The following is a 16,614-nucleotide window of genomic DNA, read 5'->3' as shown; positions in this document are numbered from 1 at the left end:
GATTTGGGCGAAGAGCTAACCCCCACGGGCCGGGTCGGACATTGGACAATTTGTCCAATGCGCCGCGATTCCGCGCAGCCATTGACGCACATCAATGCGATGCGCCCATGGGCGTGGCAGAATGCCGTTGCGGTGCCTATTTAATTCCCTCCGACGCAATTGCCAGACGGTGGGGGGACCATGGGATCATCGACCACGGCGACCGAACGGGACGCAAGGCTGGTCAATGCCCGCGACCACAGGGTGAATCCCGGTGAAATCGCGATTGGCGTCATCATCGGACGGACGTCCGAATTCTTCGATTTTTTCGTTTACGCCATCGCTTCGGTGATCGTTTTCCCGAAGCTGGTCTTTCCCTATCTTGACCCGCTGACCGGAACGTTGTGGTCCTTCGCGATTTTCGCGCTGGCCTTCGTCGCCCGCCCGGTGGGCAGCGTGCTGTTCATGGCCATCGACCGCGCGCACGGGCGCGGCGCCAAACTGACCCTGTCCTTGTTCCTTCTGGGGACCTCGACGGTCGCCATCGCCTTCCTGCCGAGCTACGAGCAGATCGGCGCGGCGGCGATCTGGCTGCTGGCGGCGGCCCGCATCGGCCAGGGTCTGGCGCTGGGCGGCGCCTGGGACGGCCTCGCTTCGCTGCTGGCGTTGAACGCGCCGGAGAACCGCCGCGGCTGGTACGCGATGATTCCACAGCTCGGCGCCCCCATCGGGCTGATCGTGGCGAGCGCCCTCTTCGCCTATTTCGCCGGCAACCTGTCGGCGGAGGATTTCTTCAGCTGGGGCTGGCGCTACCCGTTCTTCGTGGCCTTCGCCATCAACGTGGTGGCGCTGTTCGCGCGGCTGCGCATCGTGGTGACGCCGGAATACACCCACCTGTTCGAAAGCCGCGAGCTTCAGCCGGTCCCGGTGACCGAGATGCTGCGCAACGAGGGCATGCGCGTCGTGCTGGGCGCCTTCGCCCCGCTGGCCAGCTTCGCGCTGTTCCACATGGTCACCGTCTTCCCGCTGTCCTGGATCTTCCTCTACACGCAGGATACCCCGGCGGACTTCCTGATGATCGAGGTGGTTGGGGCCTTCTTCGGGTTGGGGGCCATCATCGCCTCCGGCTGGATCGCCGACCGCATCGGCCGCCGCACCCTGGTGGGAAGCTGCGCCGCCGCCATCGCCGTGTTCAGCGGCGTGGCGCCTCTGCTGCTGAACGGCGGGCCACTGGGCGAACTGGTCTTCATGATCATCGGCTTCGTCATCCTGGGCCTGTCCTTCGGCCAGTCGTCGGGCGTGGTCGCGTCGGGCTTCACCCAGCGCTACCGCTACACCGGTGCGGCCATCACCTCGGACCTCGCCTGGCTGTTCGGGGCGGGATTCGCGCCGCTGGTGGCGCTGGTGCTGTCGGCCAACTACGGCCTGTTCTCGGCCGGTGCCTATCTGCTGTCGGGCGCGGTCTGCACGTTGCTGGCCCTGTGGCTCAACAAGACGCTGGCGAAATGACCTGAGTTGAGCGGGGCTGGAGAAAGGCGTCTTGGGCGTTTCTCCAGCCCCCCTGTCACACAGGCTTCTTTCTGAACCACAGAGACACGGAGACACAGAGGGCCGCGGCGAACGCATTGGACCTCTGTGACTCCGTGTCTCTGTGGTGAAGAGGCCCCCACACAGTGCCCATTCCACATTGCACTCATAATTTCCCACTCAAAAGCGCCGAATCATCCGGCGGCGGTACGCCGGAATCCCACGCGGCGGCTACCCCCGACTTTAATCGTCGTTAAGAGATCGGCGCGCATCCTGCCCTTACACACAGATCGGCAGGTCATCATGTCCCAGTACAATCCCGCTGTCGGCACCACCGAGACCGTTTCCTTCCCGCCCCCCCTCACCGCTCCCGCCCCAGCGAAGAAGCTGCGCGGCCTACCGCTGGTCGCCCTGTGGGGCGGGCTGATTGCCGCTCCCTGGGTCGTCCTCTACCAAGCCGCCAAGCTGGTGTTCTGAGACCGGCGGTCTTAGACCGCCAACTCCGCCATGATCTCCGGAACCTGGGCCAGCAGTTCGCGGGCCAGGAAGCCCAGCGGGCCGCGGCGGGCCAGACGGTTGCCCGCCTCGCCATGCAGATGGACGCCCCAGATCGCGGCCTGGGCCGGGTCGGCGCCCCGCGCCGCCAGCCCGGCGATGACGCCGGCCAGCGTATCGCCGGACCCCGAAGTGGCGAGCCCGACATTCCCGCCATCGTAAGACCACATCCGTCCGTCCGGCGTGGCGATGCGGGTGCAGGCGCCCTTCAGAACGACGACCACCTTGTGACGGTCGGCGACGCGGCGGGCGGCGGCGGGCGGGTCGGCCTCCACCTCCTCCCGGCTGATACCGGACAGTCCAGCCATTTCGCCGGCGTGCGGCGTGATGATGGTCCGCCCGTCGCGGCGGCACAGCGCCGCGTTGGCGTTGTCCAGGCCCATCAGCGCTTCCGCGTCGATGACCAGCAGAGGGCCGCCCTCCCCATCCAGCCCGGCGATCAGGGCGCCGGTCAGGTCGGAAACCGCCCGTTTGTCCATCATGCCGGGACCGATCAGCACCGCGGTGCAGCGGGCCGCCCGCTCGCACAGCATGTCCACGCAGTCGGGGGCGATGCCGCCCTCCGCCGTCTCGCGCAGACCGAGCACCAGCGCTTCCGGCACGGCGAGCCCGAGGTGCGGGGCCACGCTGCGGCAGGTCGCCATCTGGAGCTTGCCCGCCCCGGCGCGCAGCGCCGCCGTCCCGGCCAGCAGCACGGCGCCCGGCACCTCCACGCTGCCGCCGATGACCAGCACCCGGCCCCGCCCGTCCTTGTCGGCGCCATCGCCGGGGTGAGGCAGCGGAATGGCACGCAGCAGGTCGCGGGTGACCGGGATCGAATCGCTCATCGGAAAATCGCTCATCGCACGGCCACGTTCGCGTCGGGTTCGGCGGTCAGCGGTGCCCCGGCCACCTCCAGCGGGGCGACGAAGTTGTAACGGCGAAGCTGCATCCGGCCGCTGTGCCCCTGGGCGGGATCGAAGGCGTATTCGGTGACCCCGCAATTCGCCACGTCACCCTCGCGGTCGATGGCGAGGATCTGCTCCTCCGTCAGGCCTTCCAGCAGGTAGCGCAGGCACAGCACGACGACCTGGTGGCTGACCACCAGCACGCGCTGCCCGCCATGGTGCAGGCTGATGGTGTCGAGCGCGCTGCGCAGCCGCAGGATGACGTCGCACCAGCTTTCCCCGGCGGGCGGGCGGAAGTAGAACTTGCCGAGGATGCGGCGGAACTCCGCCTGATCGGGGTGTTCCTGGGCGATGCCGACGGCGGTCAGCCGGTCGAGGATGCCGAACTCCTTCTCGCGCAGCCGCTCGTCCACCACGAATTCCGTGGGCTCGACCGGCAGCCCGCCCCCGGCATGGATGATCTCCGCCGTGCGGCGGGCGCGCCGATAGGGGGAGGTCAGCACCACGTCGGGCCGCTCCCCCGGTGGCAGGGAGGAGAACCAGCGCGCCAGCGCTTCGGACTGCTGCTCCCCCTGCCGACTCAACGGCACGTCGACGTCGCGCTCGGCGATGTCGATCCGCCCAAGCCCGGCGGCGTAGGCGGCGTCGCGCGCGACGTTCCCGGCGCTCTCCCCGTGACGGACGACCCAGAGCCTCTGCGGCCAGCGCTGCTGCATGGTGAACGACCTCTTCCCGCTTCAACCATGGCTTTCAACGGGAAAAAGGCCGTTCCGTCACGCAGCGGCGCGTCTTTCCGCGATCAGGCCGTCCGGCGCTCGAAGATGCGTTCGGCGGTGGACTTGCCGGGGCGCCAGGGCACGATGCTGATGGGAGCCGCCGGATCGAGGCTGCCGTTCGCCCGCAGGCAGTCGATGGCGGCCAGCGGCTCGTCCCCATGGGGCAGGCCGGGCTGTTCGAGCAGATACCGGCGGTGGTTGTCGGTCACCGCCCAGCCCGGCGGACGACCCAGCGGACTGGTGGCGACGACACCGATGGGCTCGGAGACGAGCCACGCCTCGTCCGTGACGCTCCAGCCGACGAGGCGGCGCTCGCCGGGACCCGCCCCGGCACCGATGTCAAGCCAGGCCCACTGGCGCAGGCGGGTGGTGCGGTCACCATCGACGCATACGAACATGATCCCATCCTCTCCCGTGAAGAACCGGCAAGGTGGGTATTGTTCTTCTTTTGTTCTGATTCCGCAAGCGGATTCCGCACCCGTTCAGTCCAGGTCCCTGTGCCGAACGTCTTTGTAGAAGATGTGGGTGCCGCGGCCCGCCTGCTTGGCGCGGTACATCGCGCCGTCGGCGGCCACCAGCAGGCTGCGGGCGTCCACCCCGTCGCTCGGAAACAGGGCGATGCCGACGCTGGCGCCGATGGCGGCGGTCTTCCCTTGCACCGGGATGGGCAGCGCAACGGCTTCCACGATCTTGCCCGCCACGCCACCGGCGTCCGCAGCGGAGGCCACATCCTCCAGCACGACGGTGAACTCGTCGCCGCCGACGCGGGCCACCGTGTCGCTGCGGCGCAGGCAGCCGGCGATGCGCGCGGCGGCGATGCGCAGCACCTCGTCCCCGCAATCGTGCCCCATCCGGTCGTTGACCGCCTTGAAGCCGTCCAGGTCGATGAACAGCAAGGCGAGCGGGCGCCCGGACCGCCGCGACCGGGCCAGCGCCACGTCCAGCCGGTCGAAGAGAAGGCGGCGGTTGGGCAGGCCGGTCAGGGCGTCGTGGTTGGCGAGATGGTCCTTCTCCGCCTCGCTCCGCCGCAGATCCTCCTCGGCGGCCTTGCGCAGGGTGATGTCCCGTCCGACGCCGACCAGCCCCAGAAGCTCGTTGCCGGCGTCGCGGATCGGGGCCTTCAGGATCTCGACCCAGATCGTCGCTCCATCGGGCAGCGGGATCGCTTCCTCGTTGCGGCGCGGCTGGTCCTCGGCATAGACCGAGGCGTCGCCCGCGCGGATGCCGTCGGCCATTTCCGGGGGCCAGAGCTCATGGCTGTCCAGCCCGATCAACTGCTCCACGGGGCGCCCGGTCCAGGAGGCGAAGGCGCGGTTGGCCTTGCGCAGCACGCCGTCCCGGTCCTTGAAGAAGACGGCGTCGGGGATGGTGTCGATGATCCCCTGCAACAGGGCGTGCTGCCGCAGAAGCTGCTTCTCCGTCTGCCGCCGCTCGGTGATGTCGCGGGCGATGCCGACGACGCCCAGCATCTTGCCGCTGCGGTCGAGGCAGACGGCCTTCGCCGTCTCCATCAGCACGCGGCGCCCGTCGGGGTGGACGAACCATTCCTCGCTGCGGGAGAAACCCTTCTGCATGGCGATCTGGTCGGTCCGCCGCCGCCGCACCGCCGTCTCCGCGTCGAACAGCCGGTGGTCGGTCAGCCCCAGCGGCGGGCGCCCCGCATAGTCGAGCATCGCCCGGTTGACCTTGAGGTAGGTGCCGTTCACGTCCTTGAAGAAGACGATGTCCGGCATCGAATCGATCAGGCTTTGCAGCATGGCGCGCTCGCGGTCGAGCGCCTCGGTGTCGGTGCCGCCATGGCCCGGATCGGCCAATGGAGCGGCGAGTTGCGCCTCGTGCAGGATGCCCAGGCGCCCGTCCGGCAGCGCCATGCCGCTGCGGCGCACCCAGGCGGTGACCGGGCGGCCCTTGGGATAGAAGGTCCAACGGCCCGCCGCCGCCTCCCCTTCGGCCTGCGGCGCCCCCTCCGGCTGGCTGCCGAAATCGCGGGCCTGGAAGTCGGCGAGCGACGCGGCGTTCCACAGCTCCAAGGCGGCGCGGTTGCCCCAGACCATCCGCCCGCGGCCGCCGTCATGCAGCCAGACCGGCGCCCACAATCCGTCGAGCAGCGGAAGATCGGCAACGGTCATTGGAGCCGTCACTGAGGCCGTCAACGGGCGGCCCGCCGCCGCGCGCGACTCCCCGCCGGGGGCGCCGACCCCGGACTGGTTCTGATCTGCCTGATGACCCATGGTGGTCGCCGCCGCCTCGGCACGAAGAATGCACCGAGCGGCTTTCTAGCATAATTCGAGACAAGCTTCTCCTGCTACCGCGAGACGCCGCGCTCTTTCACCAGCCCCTCCACTTCCCATACTCCTGCACGAAGTCGCGGACGATTGCTTCCCGCCCGGCCAGAGCCGGCAACAGTTGTTTGTGCAGGCCACCACGCAGGATGACCTCGACGCGCATCTGCCACCGTTCATCAGCCGCCTTCAGCTCGGGAAAGGCGAAGGTCAGCGGGTGATAGGCCCGCGCGCGGATGTCGTAGCTGAACTCTTCCTCTCCGTCGCGCAGGACGGCCAACCCGGCGTTGAAGGGTCCCACCTCGATGACGGCGCGGCGGCCGAGTCGTTCCAGTTCCGCCGCGATGTCGCGGAAGGCCGGCTCGACCGTCTCGGTGATGAAGCGGGCGACCTCACGCCGCGCCCCGACGGCGCCGGGCGGGGCCGCCGCCGTGATGGCCGCCTTGCGCCCGACCACGGCGGCCAGCTGCTGGCGCCAGTCGGCGTCGCCCACCGGCTGCACCGGCGCGCCGCCCTCCGACGCGGTGGGCACCCGCGCCACCCGTCGGTCCGGTCCCGCCCGGCGCTCCGCCCGCAGGCTCGTCACCAGCCCGACGCACATCAGCACCATGACCACCGCGAAGGGCAGCGCCGTGGTCACCGCTGCCGTCTGAAGCGCCTGCAACCCGCCGACCAGAAGCAGCACCGCCGCCACCACGCCGCACAGCACCGCCCAGAAGATGCGCGTGGCGATGGGCGGGTCCTGGTTGCCGCCGGAACCGATGATGTCGATCACCAGGGCGCCGGAGTCGGCGGAGGTGACGAAGAAGGTGATGACCATCAGCGTCGCGATGGCCGAGGTGATCACGCTGAGCGGCAGGCGGTCAAGCATGACGAACAGGGCCGTCGGCACGCTGTCCTGGACCGCGGCCGCCATGCCGCCGCCCTCGAACATGTCGATGTGAATCGCCGTCTCGCCGAAGACGGTGAACCAGACGAAGGTCAACGCCACCGGAGCGAACAGCACGCCGCCGATGAATTCGCGGATGGTACGCCCGCGCGACACCCGCGCGATGAACATGCCGACGAAGGGCGCCCAGGAAATCCACCAGCCCCAGTAGAACATCGTCCAGTTCGCCTGCCATTCCGCTCCGGTGTAGGGCAGCGTGCGGAAGCTGGTGTAGGGCAGGGTCCACAGATAGCGCCCGATGCTCTCCACAAGCGTCGAGAGGAGAAAGACCGACGGGCCGAGCAGGAAGACGAACAGCAGCAGAAGAAGGCCGGCCAGCATGTTCAGTTCGCTCAGGCGGCGGATGCCCCGCCCGACCCCGCTGACCGCCGAGACGGTGGCGACCGCGGTGATGACGGCGATCAGCACCATCTGCTGGACCGTCCCCACGCTGACCAACCCGAGATAATCGAGTCCGGCGTTGATCTGCATGACGCCCAGCCCGAGCGAGGTGGCGATGCCGAACAGCGTGCCGACGATCGCCACGATGTCCACCAGATGGCCGGGCCACCCGCTCAGCCGGTCGCCCAGCAGCGGGTAGAGCGCCGACCGGATGGTCAGAGGCAGGTCGTGCCGATAGGCGAAATAGCCAAGCGACAGGCCGACCGTAATGTAGATGCCCCAGGCGTGCAGCCCCCAATGCAGGAAGGCAAGATTCATCGCCTCCCGCGCCGCGTCGGGGGTTCCCGCCTCTCCGACGCGCGGGTTGGCGAAATGCAGCACCGGCTCCGCCACGCCGTAGAACAGCAGGCCGATCCCCATACCCGCGCTGAACAGCATGGCGAACCAGGTGAGGTAGCTGAATTCCGGCTCGTCATCGTCCTTGCCGAGCTTGATGGACCCGTAGGGGCTGAAGAACAGCCAGAAAGCGAACAAGAGAAATCCGGCGACGGTCAGAATGTAGAACCAGCCAAAGTTGCCGACGATGGCGGACTGAAGGGCCGAGACGCGCGATCCGAACGCCTCGGTGAAGACGCTGGCGAGAAAGACAAACAGGAGAATCAGCCCTCCTGCGGTGAAGGAGACCGTTTTGTTGATCCCGTGCATGGCTTTTCTCCGGGTTCGGGCGGCGCACCCGAATCCGAGGCGCGGCGTCTCTGTCCACACAACGGATCAACCCGGCCGGGGTTTCCATAAAAAGGCCGCGCTCATGCTTCCGGCAACCGCCGCCGCGGCCGGTCACTGCAAACGCTCGTCCCTCCGCCGCTCCGACCGCAGACGCCGCCGCAGGACCAGCGCGTACCAGGCCAGCAGGACCGTGGTGAACAGCGACAGGGTGAAGGACACGCCGTCCGGCCGCAGGCCATAGCCCGTGGCGCCGCCGAACAGCGTCACCGAGCTGTCCCAGAGATAGGCGAGCAGCAAGATCAGCGTGTTGGTCCCCGACAGGCCGGTGGCGAGATAAAGCACAAGATGCATCCGTTGCCCCCCGAAGGCCCTGCCCGGCCATGCGCTTTTTCGTTGCGCGGTGTTGTTCTTGTCCCAAGCCCCATCATCCTAGGCGCCCGGAGCGATCCTGTCAGCCATGGCCCACACCGAAAGCCCACCGACCTGGACCCAACGGCTCCTGCGCTACGGCACGGGGGCGTTGATCCTGGCCTTGCTGGCCGGGGCGCTGGTCATCCTGAACCGCTGGCTGGAGCAGTACAGCGTCGCCGACATCCGGCAGGCGCTGGACCGCATCACGGGTGTGCAGCTTCTCGCCGCCTCGGCGGCGGCGGCGGTCAGCTACTGGCTGCTGACGCTCTACGACCTGCTGGCCCTGCGCCATCTGCGGCGGCCCCTGCCCTACCGCTGGGTGGCCTTCACCGCCTTCACCAGCTACGCCTTCAGCCACAGCCTGGGCTTCGCCAGCATCATCGGGGCGACCGTGCGCTACCGCCTCTACGCGCCGCATGGGCTGGGCGGGGTGGAGGTGGCGCAGGTGACGCTGTTCGTCGTCACCACCTTCATGCTCGGGCTGGCGACGGTGATGCCGGTGGTCATGCTGATCGACCCCACGGCCCTGAAGGCGCTGCATGTCCCGCCGGGCAGCGCCACGCTGCTGGGGCTGGCGGCGCTGGCGATCCTGGTGGCCTATGCGGTGGGCGGCTTCTGGCTGCGCCGGCCGCTGCGGATGTTCGGGCATGCCATCGCATTTCCCCGCCCGTCCATCGCGCTTCGGCAACTCCTGCTGGGGCTGTGCGACCTGTCTCTGGCCGCTCTGGTCCTCTATCTCTGCCTGCCGCCGAGCGACGCGGTGAGCTACGCCGACGTTCTGGTCGCCTTCGGGCTGGCGCTGGTCGCCGGCATCATCAGCCATGTGCCGGGGGGGCTGGGCGTGTTCGACGCCATCGTCCTGGTCAGCCTGACCCCGGCCATGCCCGGCAACGACGTGATGGCGGGTCTGCTGGTCTTCCGGCTGATCTATTATCTGGCGCCGCTGGTGATCGCCGGGCTGATGTTCGGCGGGGTCGAGGCCTTCCAGGCCCGGCGCCGCATCGGCGGCCTGTCACGGGGCATCTCCGCCGCCATCAGCCCGGCGGTTCCGCTGGTGCTCGCCGCCTGCATCTTCATCACCGGGGCCTTCCTGCTGTTCTCGCGCGCAACGCCGGAGGAAACGCTGCCCGCCCCCTTCGACGCCACGGCGCTGCCGCTGGTGGAGATGTCGCACTTCACCGGCAGCGTCGCCGGGGTGCTGCTGATCCTGCTGGCCCACGCGGTGCAGCGGCGGTTGCACGCCGCCTGGGTGCTGTCGCTGGTGCTGCTGGCGACCGGCTGCGTCTCGGCGCTTCTCAAGGGCGGCGACTGGCCGGAGGCCATCGTGCCGGGGCTGATCTTCCTGGCCCTGCTGCCGGCCCGCAAGGAGTTCCACCGCCGCGGCAACATCCTGCGCAATCCCTTGACGCCGAGTTGGTTCATCGCCACCGGCGTGGCGCTGGCCAGCGCCTTCTGGCTGGGCCTGTTCTCCTACAAGCACATCGCCTTCAGCGACGAGCTGTGGTGGCATTTCACGCTGCACGGGGACGCCTCCCGCTTCCTGCGGGCGTCGGTGGCGGTCGGGGTGATCGCGCTCGGCGCCGCCCTGGCCCATCTGGTGTCGGCGGCCAGCCGCGACCCGGAGGAGCGGGAGGAGAAAAGCGCAGCCCCCCTCAGCGCCGCCAGAAGGACGGACTGAGCACGACCAGGACGGTGAAGAACTCCAGCCGCCCGAGCAGCATGCCGGCGGCCAGCGCCCATTTGGCCCCGTCGGGCAGCGTGGCGAAATTCCCGGTGGGGCCGATGGTCGGGCCGAGGCCGGGGCCGACGTTGCTGACCGCCGTCGCCGCCCCCGACAGGGCCGACACCAGATCCACCCCCAGGAACCCCAACACAAAGGCGACGATGACCACCGACGTTAGGTAGACGAAGCCGAAACTCATCACGGAGATCATGATGTCGGCGTTGACCGGCTTGTCGTTGTAGTTGAGTGGGATCACCAGATTCGGGCTGTAGAGGCGACGCTGGAGCGCGCGCAGCACGATGAAGAGAATCTCGAACCGGAAGATCTTCATCCCGCCCGAGGTCGATCCGGTGCAGCCGCCGACGAAGGTCAGGATGAAGAAGACCACCGACGCCATCGGTCCCCACCGCTCGTAGTCGATGGAGGCATAGCCGGTGGTGGTGACAACCGAGACGACGTTGAAGGTGGTCACGCGGATGGCGTCGTCCCACGGCACGCCCCGCGTGAGGGTCAGCCAGACCGAAAGGCCGAAAGACGCCGCGGCCAGGAAGCCCAGATACCAGCGAATCTGCGTGTCCGCCCAGAAGCTGGCCGCCCGCCCTTGGGCAAGGCTGATGAAGCGGACGAAGGGCATGCCGCCCAACACCATGAAGACCACCAGGACCCACTCGATGGCCGGGCTGTTCCAGCCGGCGACGGACGCGTCGCGGGTGGAAAAGCCGCCGGTGGACACGGCGGTCATCGCGTGGTTGACGGCGTCGAACCAGGACATCCCCGCATAGGAGAGCATCACCGTGCAGACCGCGGTCAGGCACAGGTAAATCCAGCCCACCGCGATGGCGAGGTCGCTGGCCCGCGGCGTCACCTTGTCCGACCGATCGGAGGATTCCGAGCGGAACAACTGCATGCCGCCCACCCGCAGGAAGGGAAGGATGGCGATGGCCATGCCGATGATGCCGATGCCGCCCAGCCACTGCAGCAGCGACCGCCACAACAGGAGCCCCGGCGGCAGCCGGTCCAGGCCGGAAATCACCGTGGAGCCGGTGGTGGTCAAGGCCGACATCGCCTCGAAATAGGCGTCGGCGGCCGACAGGTCGATCTGCGACACCATGAAGGGCACGGCGGCGAAGGCGCACACCACGACCCAGGACAGGGCGGTCAGCAGGAAGGCCTGCCGGACGTTCAATGCGATCCGGTCCATGCGGTTGGCCAGCATGAACTGGACGCCGAAGAACAACGTCAGGGCGAAGGCGATGGCGAAGACCATCCAGTCCGGGTTGCCGGCCGCCAGATCGGCGGTCATCGGAAGCAGCATCGCAACGGCCAGGACGCTGAGAAGCGCGCCGATGATGAAGAAGACGGGGCGGGTGTCAAAACCAGTCATGCACAGGCCATAGCCGATCGGAATTGCCGCCTAAATTGTCACGATTGCCCCGGCTCGGCATTCACGAAGCGCGCCGTACGGCGATTTTTCCTTCGGATTAGCCCAAAGAGCCGGTTTGAGCCAGGTATGCGCCGTCAATTCACCCAGTGAGCACGACAATACCCCGAAAGATGTCTGGAAACGGGCCGGATGCGCCTGCGCAAAGAGGGGCGTGGGGCTGGACGGCGGGGGACATCCTGTGCACACTCCGCCCGGACGTACGGCTCAAATCGTCGAGCCTTCCCGGATGGCCGGGACCCGCAGGGAACTGGAACAGACAATGGACTGGCGGCGTGCTTTCGGACGATGCCCTGATCTTTCTTCAGCATTCGATCAAGACGGTATGGACTCTGGAGATCCTGCTGATTTTACGGCGTGATCCGGGTCGGGCATGGAATTCGGACGAACTCATTCGCGAATCGCGCAGCAGCACGCTCATCCTCCAGGAGGTCTTGGCGAATCTTCAACAGGCTGGAGTGATCGACACGGACGCAGGCCATCGCATCCGCTACCGCAGCGCGACCCCGGCGCTGGAACGCCTCGTGGCCGAGATCGCATCCGCGCAGGCGCGACGTCCGGCGGCGATCACGAAGGCGCTGCTCTCCGTGTCGTCGGACAAGATCCAGAACTTCGCCGGTGCGTTCCGCGTCGGAAAAAGGACATGACGGTCCGGCCATAATTCGCCCCGAAACAGGGTCGGATTTTGCTAAACTGCCGTTCGAAACGAGCGCGTATGGCCCGTCGCCTCATCGGGGCGAGCGGCTGCGATTGCCTTGATCTGCCGACCGAATGGCTTCGATGTTCTGTGGAGTTTCCATTATGCCGTTTCACCGACCGGCCCTGGGGCTGTCCCTTGCCGCCCTCGCCCTGGCCGGAGCCCTGGCGGGCGCGGCCCAGGCCGCAACCACGGACCGCAACCCCGCTCCCGCAGCGCAAGCCGCCCCGACCACCGCACCCAATGTTGCGGCCGAGGCGGCACCCGCCGCGAAGGTCACCGGCTTCCGCTCGGCGCGCTTCGGCATGACCGGTGACGAGGTCGCGAAGGCCATCGCCAAGGACTTCAAGATCGAGGGCAAGGACATCCGCCGCGAAACCAACGCGACGGAAAAGACCACCAGCCTGATCGTGAAGGTCGACGACCTGCAGACCGGCGCCGGCCCGGCGGTCGTCGCCTACATCCTCGGCCATTCGACGCAGAAGCTGTTCCAGGTGAACATCCTGTGGGGCGGCGCGGTGAATCCGAAGGTCGATCCCAACGCCCTGGTCGGCGCGGCCAACGCGCTGCGCAACTACTTCGTGGCGCAGGGCTACCGGCAGGAGGGGATGCTGCTCAACGCGCCGGTCGGCGACGGATCGCAGGTGGTGGTCTTCCGCGGCACCGACAGCCAGGGGCGCATGAGCCTGCTGACCCTCGCGGTTCCGGCGAAGCCCTCGGACGACACCCCCGCCCTGCCGCCGTCGCTCCAGCTCTCCTACATCGAGAAGCCGAACGAGCCGGACGTCTTCAAGATCGAGAAGGGCTTCTGACCGCCGGCCTTCGCCGGTCCGCAAAGGAAAAAGGGCGGCGCCGTCGTGGCGCCGCCCTTTCCGTTTCCGGCGGACCAGACCGGACCGCATCAGCCCCGCAGGGCGAGGCGGTCGACCAGACCCGACCAGCTGCTGACCGAGATCAGGTGGGCGTAGACCAGCCCCAGCCAGCCGCGGTCACGCCATTCCACCAGCGTCTCGGCGGGAAGCTGGTTGAAGGCCGCCTCGTCGATCACGTTGAAGCCGGCAAGGCTCAGCCGCTCACCGTTGTTCAGGGTGATGTCGGCGCGCTTCTCCGACATCAGGCCGGCGGCGACCACCGCCTCGACGAACTGCGTGGTGAAGGCGTTCTGGGCCTGGACTTCCTTGACGAACTCCAGGGCGTTGTTGGTCAGGGCGGAGGGCTGCCCGTCCACGAAGAAGGGATTGTCCCGACCCGGAACGACGGCGTCCGCCGCCTCGTCGATGCACAGGGTGAGCTGGGACTTGTCCTCGCTCTCCAGGAAGATGAACGGATAGCGGCGGACGTAGGCGGGGATGTAGGCCCCCTCCTCCCACGCGCCGTTCGCGTCGACGAACAGATTCTCACCGCTGCGAAGCCCGAGCAGCGCCACCGGCTGGACCACCGGGCCGTCCGAGAAGAGGATCGGAAACTGCTTGCAGGCCGCGGGGAACTCCGCCGCCATCAGCGGCACCGAGTTGGTGGCAGCCGCGAAGGCGAAGTTCGGCTCGCTGCGAAGCGACAGATCGGCGTCGCGGGCGGCCACCAGCGGGCGGGGGCTCTTGTAGAACAGGGGCAGGGTCGGGTTGGTCATCGTTCACTATCCAAAGGGTAAAAGTCTGCCGGGGGAAGGCGCGCCTCAGCGCGCCTCCTCCTTGTCCGTCTGCTGGTTGCCGGTGCCCGACGGCGCGGGGCCGCTGGTCAGAACCTCCGGCTGCGCGCCGGCGCGGGTGGTGGACGGGGTGGTTCCAGCCCCATTTCCCGAACCGCCTGTCCCGGAGCCGGTCGAAAGAACCTCCGGCTGAGCTCCGGCACCGGTCAGCGACGGAGTCGTGCCGGCCAGGGACAGAACCTGCGGCGCGGCGTAGGCGGCCAGAGCGTTCGGCGTGAGCCCGGCACCGGTCACCGTACCGGTGAACAGGCTGGTGACGCCGGGGGTGCTGGGAACCGGGACGACCACCACCACGGTGGCGGCGACCCGGCTGACCTGCTGCGTCGGACCCCAGGGGGTGTTGTTGATGAAGTACGGGGCGGCCCGCAGCGGGCTGTCGATCGCGCTGGCGGCCAACGCGTCCGTCTTGCCGGCCACGGTGCCGAACATCCGGGCGGAACCGGCCTTGGGAACGGTCAGGCTCAGCACGTCGATCTTCTGCAAGGCGGTCCCGGTCTCCTGTCCGATGAGCAGCGCCCCGCCGTCGGACGCCATGGTCAGCATGGTGGCCTTGCCCTGGAGCCCCGCCATGGTGATGGGGCCGCCCGCCGTGATGGACGCCTGACCGTCCGGCAGGGACGCCATGGCGCCCAGCGTGATCGGGCCGTTCTTGGCCGTGATGCTGGCCGGCAGAACAATGCCCGATCCGCCGGATTGGGTAAAGCCCCCCTCCGTGACAACCGTGGCATCGCGCCCGAAGGTCACCGTGCCGGCCCCATCCGTCGTGACCAAAGCCAGCGAGCCCGCGCTGTTCACCGCCGCGCCGAAGGTGAAGCCGGCGCCGGTCAGGCGGAGGCCGTCCGTCCCGGTCGCGGTCAGCGCCTTGGCGAAGCGGCTCTCGCCGCCGGTCGTCTGGCTCAGCGAACGCACGGTCACCGCGCCGTCGTAGAAGACGCCGCCCGAGGTGCGGACCGTGACGTCGCCCATCAGGCCCGATGCGCCGATGTCGCCCGACGCCCGGATGGCCGCGCCGTTCAGCGACAGCGCGGAGCGGTTGGCGCTGTCGACGGCCCCGCCGAACACGAGGTCGCCGCCGGCGCTGCTCAGCGCGCTGGCGCCGGCCACCGTCAGGGCGCCGCCGAAGCGCTGCGCCCCGGTGGTGGTGACGGTGGCACCGCTCAGGCGGGTGCCGCCGCTGACGGCGATCTGCCGCAGGGCGCCGGTCTCGCCGAAGACTCCGGCCAGGATGGCCTCGCCGTCGACCGTCAGCCCCTGCGCCCCGGCGTTGGCGGCGTTGCCGCCGTTCAGCAGGGAGACGGTGCCGCCGGTCAGGACGGTGTCGGTCCCCAGCGTCACCGCACCGTCGTAGCTCTGCTCCGCCACGGTGGTCACCGCGCCGCCGTTCAGGGCGGCGATGCCGGTCACCGACAGGCGGCTCAGCGCCTGGGTGCCGCCGACCGTGCCGTTGACGACGGCGTTGCCGGCGATGGTCAGCCCCTGCCCGCCGCGGGTGGCGGCGTCCAGCCCGCCGGCCAGCACGACCGTGCTGCCGGTCAGGCGGGTGTCGGTCCCCAGCACCGCCCGCTCCCCATAGGTCTGGGTCCCGGTGGTGTCGACGCTGCCGCCGTTCAGGGCCAGCGTTCCCGCCGCGTCGGTGACGACCGAGGCCGCGCGGACCGACTGGGCGAAGCGCGTCTGGCCGGCGCTGTTCACCGTCAGGTCGCCCAGCCGCTCCGTCCCGCCGACCGCGCCGGCGAAGACGGCGTCGGCGGTCCCGCTGGTGACGGTCAGGGCCTGCCCGCCGTCCAGCGTCCCGGCGAAGGTGACGCCGGTGCCGGTCAGGGCCGACGGGCTGCCGGTCAGACGGACCGCGCCGCCGTAGGTCTGCGCCCCGCTGGTGACCGCCGTGGCGCCGTTCAGCAGCGTCTCGCCGCCGACCGTGAGCGCGGCCAGCGCCTGCCGGGTGCCGAGGGTGCCGGTGATCGCCGCGTTGCCGGCGATGGTCAGGCCCTGACGGCCCGCCTCCGCCGCGTCGATGCCGCCGGACAGCGACAGCTGGGTGCCGGTGAGGACGGTGTCGGTCCCCAGCGTCACCGCGTCGGCGTAGCTCTGCGCCCCGGTGGTGTCGACGCTGCCGCCGTTCAGGATGGTGATCCCGGTGGCGTCGGTGGCCAGCGAGGCCGCCTTCACCGCGCCGGTGACGGTGGTGGTGCCGCCGCCGTTGATCGTCAGCGCCCCCAGACGGCTGGTGCCGCCGACCGCGCCGCCGAGAAGGATGTCGCCGCTGCCGCTGGTCAGCGTCAGCGCCCGCCCGCCGTCGACGGTCGAGGCGAGGACGATCCCGCCGGTGCCGGTGATCCGGCTGTCGCCGCCCAGCGTCACCGCCTGCGCCGCCGAGAAGACCGTGCCGGCCTGATAGGCGCCGTCGAGGGTGACCGCGTCGTTGTAGGTCTGGGCGCCGCTGGCGGTCACCGATTTCAGGCTGGTCGTGCCGTCGGCGTCGGTGGTCAGGCTGGCGAGCGCCGTCGTGTTGCCCACCGCCGCGTTGAACTGCGTGGCGCCGCTGCCGTTGACGGTCAGCGCCTGGGCGCCGTTC

Annotated in this window: 14 protein-coding genes; 5 read left to right on the top strand and 9 right to left on the bottom strand. The window is 69.0% G+C overall.

Annotation, left to right across the window (positions count from 1 at the left end):
- Positions 1-180 precede the first annotated feature (180 nt).
- Positions 181-1,488 carry an MFS transporter gene (locus JJL56_RS11215; protein WP_145624650.1) on the top strand — a complete coding sequence of 436 codons (1,308 nt, stop codon included), beginning with the start codon at positions 181-183 and terminating at the stop codon, positions 1,486-1,488.
- Between the two features lie 321 nt (positions 1,489-1,809).
- On the top strand, positions 1,810-1,983 hold the full coding sequence (locus JJL56_RS11210) for a hypothetical protein (protein WP_186452865.1): 174 nt from the start codon (positions 1,810-1,812) through the stop codon (positions 1,981-1,983).
- An 11-nt stretch (positions 1,984-1,994) separates the two neighbouring features.
- Here the strand turns inward: JJL56_RS11210 and JJL56_RS11205 are convergent, their stop codons facing one another.
- The 6 genes from JJL56_RS11205 to JJL56_RS11180 form a co-directional block, all read right to left on the bottom strand.
- Positions 1,995-2,888: an NAD(P)H-hydrate dehydratase gene (locus JJL56_RS11205; RefSeq protein ID WP_247891026.1), complete on the bottom strand. Its 894-nt coding sequence runs from the start codon at positions 2,886-2,888 to the stop codon at positions 1,995-1,997.
- An 11-nt stretch (positions 2,889-2,899) separates the two neighbouring features.
- Positions 2,900-3,664: a histidine phosphatase family protein gene (locus tag JJL56_RS11200; RefSeq protein WP_145624654.1), complete on the bottom strand. Its 765-nt coding sequence runs from the start codon at positions 3,662-3,664 to the stop codon at positions 2,900-2,902.
- Positions 3,665-3,747: 83 nt separating this feature from the next.
- Complete coding sequence (locus tag JJL56_RS11195) at positions 3,748-4,122, bottom strand: hypothetical protein (RefSeq protein WP_145624657.1); 375 nt, start codon at positions 4,120-4,122, stop codon at positions 3,748-3,750.
- An 84-nt stretch (positions 4,123-4,206) separates the two neighbouring features.
- Positions 4,207-5,853 carry a sensor domain-containing diguanylate cyclase gene (locus tag JJL56_RS11190; RefSeq protein ID WP_247889366.1) on the bottom strand — a complete coding sequence of 549 codons (1,647 nt, stop codon included), beginning with the start codon at positions 5,851-5,853 and terminating at the stop codon, positions 4,207-4,209.
- A gap of 199 nt (positions 5,854-6,052) precedes the next feature.
- Positions 6,053-8,041 (bottom strand): BCCT family transporter, encoded by a 1,989-nt coding sequence (locus tag JJL56_RS11185; protein WP_200485166.1) that lies wholly within the window; start codon positions 8,039-8,041, stop codon positions 6,053-6,055.
- 132 nt (positions 8,042-8,173) lie between these two features.
- Complete coding sequence (locus JJL56_RS11180) at positions 8,174-8,413, bottom strand: hypothetical protein (RefSeq protein WP_145624664.1); 240 nt, start codon at positions 8,411-8,413, stop codon at positions 8,174-8,176.
- Positions 8,414-8,519: 106 nt separating this feature from the next.
- Between JJL56_RS11180 and JJL56_RS11175 the strand changes: the two genes are divergently transcribed.
- Positions 8,520-10,151 carry a lysylphosphatidylglycerol synthase domain-containing protein gene (locus tag JJL56_RS11175; protein ID WP_145624666.1) on the top strand — a complete coding sequence of 544 codons (1,632 nt, stop codon included), beginning with the start codon at positions 8,520-8,522 and terminating at the stop codon, positions 10,149-10,151.
- Here the strand turns inward: JJL56_RS11175 and JJL56_RS11170 are convergent.
- Positions 10,126-11,580, bottom strand: a complete 1,455-nt coding sequence (locus JJL56_RS11170; protein WP_145624668.1) for a TrkH family potassium uptake protein — start codon at positions 11,578-11,580, stop codon at positions 10,126-10,128. The two genes, JJL56_RS11175 and JJL56_RS11170, sit on opposite strands and share 26 nt — an antisense overlap.
- A gap of 332 nt (positions 11,581-11,912) precedes the next feature.
- On the opposite strand from JJL56_RS11170, the gene JJL56_RS11165 reads away from it, so the two are divergent.
- Positions 11,913-12,284 (top strand): Rrf2 family transcriptional regulator, encoded by a 372-nt coding sequence (locus JJL56_RS11165; protein WP_200485165.1) that lies wholly within the window; start codon positions 11,913-11,915, stop codon positions 12,282-12,284.
- Positions 12,285-12,438: 154 nt separating this feature from the next.
- Positions 12,439-13,146 (top strand): hypothetical protein, encoded by a 708-nt coding sequence (locus JJL56_RS11160; protein WP_145624672.1) that lies wholly within the window; start codon positions 12,439-12,441, stop codon positions 13,144-13,146.
- An 89-nt stretch (positions 13,147-13,235) separates the two neighbouring features.
- Here JJL56_RS11160 and JJL56_RS11155 read toward each other — a convergent pair whose 3' ends face one another.
- Positions 13,236-13,961, bottom strand: coding sequence for a SapC family protein (locus JJL56_RS11155; RefSeq protein ID WP_200485164.1), 726 nt, complete (start codon positions 13,959-13,961; stop codon positions 13,236-13,238).
- Positions 13,962-14,006: 45 nt separating this feature from the next.
- Positions 14,007-16,614: beta strand repeat-containing protein (locus tag JJL56_RS33040; protein ID WP_425599127.1), on the bottom strand; the 2,608-nt coding region annotated here is incomplete at its 5' end.

It is taken from the genome of Azospirillum aestuarii, from assembly GCF_016632405.1.
Taxonomy (GTDB): Bacteria; Pseudomonadota; Alphaproteobacteria; order Azospirillales; family Azospirillaceae; genus Azospirillum; species Azospirillum aestuarii.
This window is presented reverse-complemented; position numbering and strand designations above follow the sequence as displayed.

Bases quoted from the DNA above. Each gene is read 5' to 3' on its own strand.
- JJL56_RS11215 (WP_145624650.1), top strand. From the start codon at position 181: ATGGGATCATCGACCACGGCGACCGAACGGGACGCAAGGCTGGTCAAT.
- JJL56_RS11210 (WP_186452865.1), top strand. From the start codon at position 1,810: ATGTCCCAGTACAATCCCGCTGTCGGCACCACCGAGACCGTTTCCTTC.
- JJL56_RS11205 (WP_247891026.1), bottom strand. From the start codon at position 2,888: ATGAGCGATTCGATCCCGGTCACCCGCGACCTGCTGCGTGCCATTCCG.
- JJL56_RS11200 (WP_145624654.1), bottom strand. From the start codon at position 3,664: ATGCAGCAGCGCTGGCCGCAGAGGCTCTGGGTCGTCCGTCACGGGGAG.
- JJL56_RS11195 (WP_145624657.1), bottom strand. From the start codon at position 4,122: ATGTTCGTATGCGTCGATGGTGACCGCACCACCCGCCTGCGCCAGTGG.
- JJL56_RS11190 (WP_247889366.1), bottom strand. From the start codon at position 5,853: ATGACCGTTGCCGATCTTCCGCTGCTCGACGGATTGTGGGCGCCGGTC.
- JJL56_RS11185 (WP_200485166.1), bottom strand. From the start codon at position 8,041: ATGCACGGGATCAACAAAACGGTCTCCTTCACCGCAGGAGGGCTGATT.
- JJL56_RS11180 (WP_145624664.1), bottom strand. From the start codon at position 8,413: ATGCATCTTGTGCTTTATCTCGCCACCGGCCTGTCGGGGACCAACACG.
- JJL56_RS11175 (WP_145624666.1), top strand. From the start codon at position 8,520: ATGGCCCACACCGAAAGCCCACCGACCTGGACCCAACGGCTCCTGCGC.
- JJL56_RS11170 (WP_145624668.1), bottom strand. From the start codon at position 11,580: ATGACTGGTTTTGACACCCGCCCCGTCTTCTTCATCATCGGCGCGCTT.
- JJL56_RS11160 (WP_145624672.1), top strand. From the start codon at position 12,439: ATGCCGTTTCACCGACCGGCCCTGGGGCTGTCCCTTGCCGCCCTCGCC.
- JJL56_RS11155 (WP_200485164.1), bottom strand. From the start codon at position 13,961: ATGACCAACCCGACCCTGCCCCTGTTCTACAAGAGCCCCCGCCCGCTG.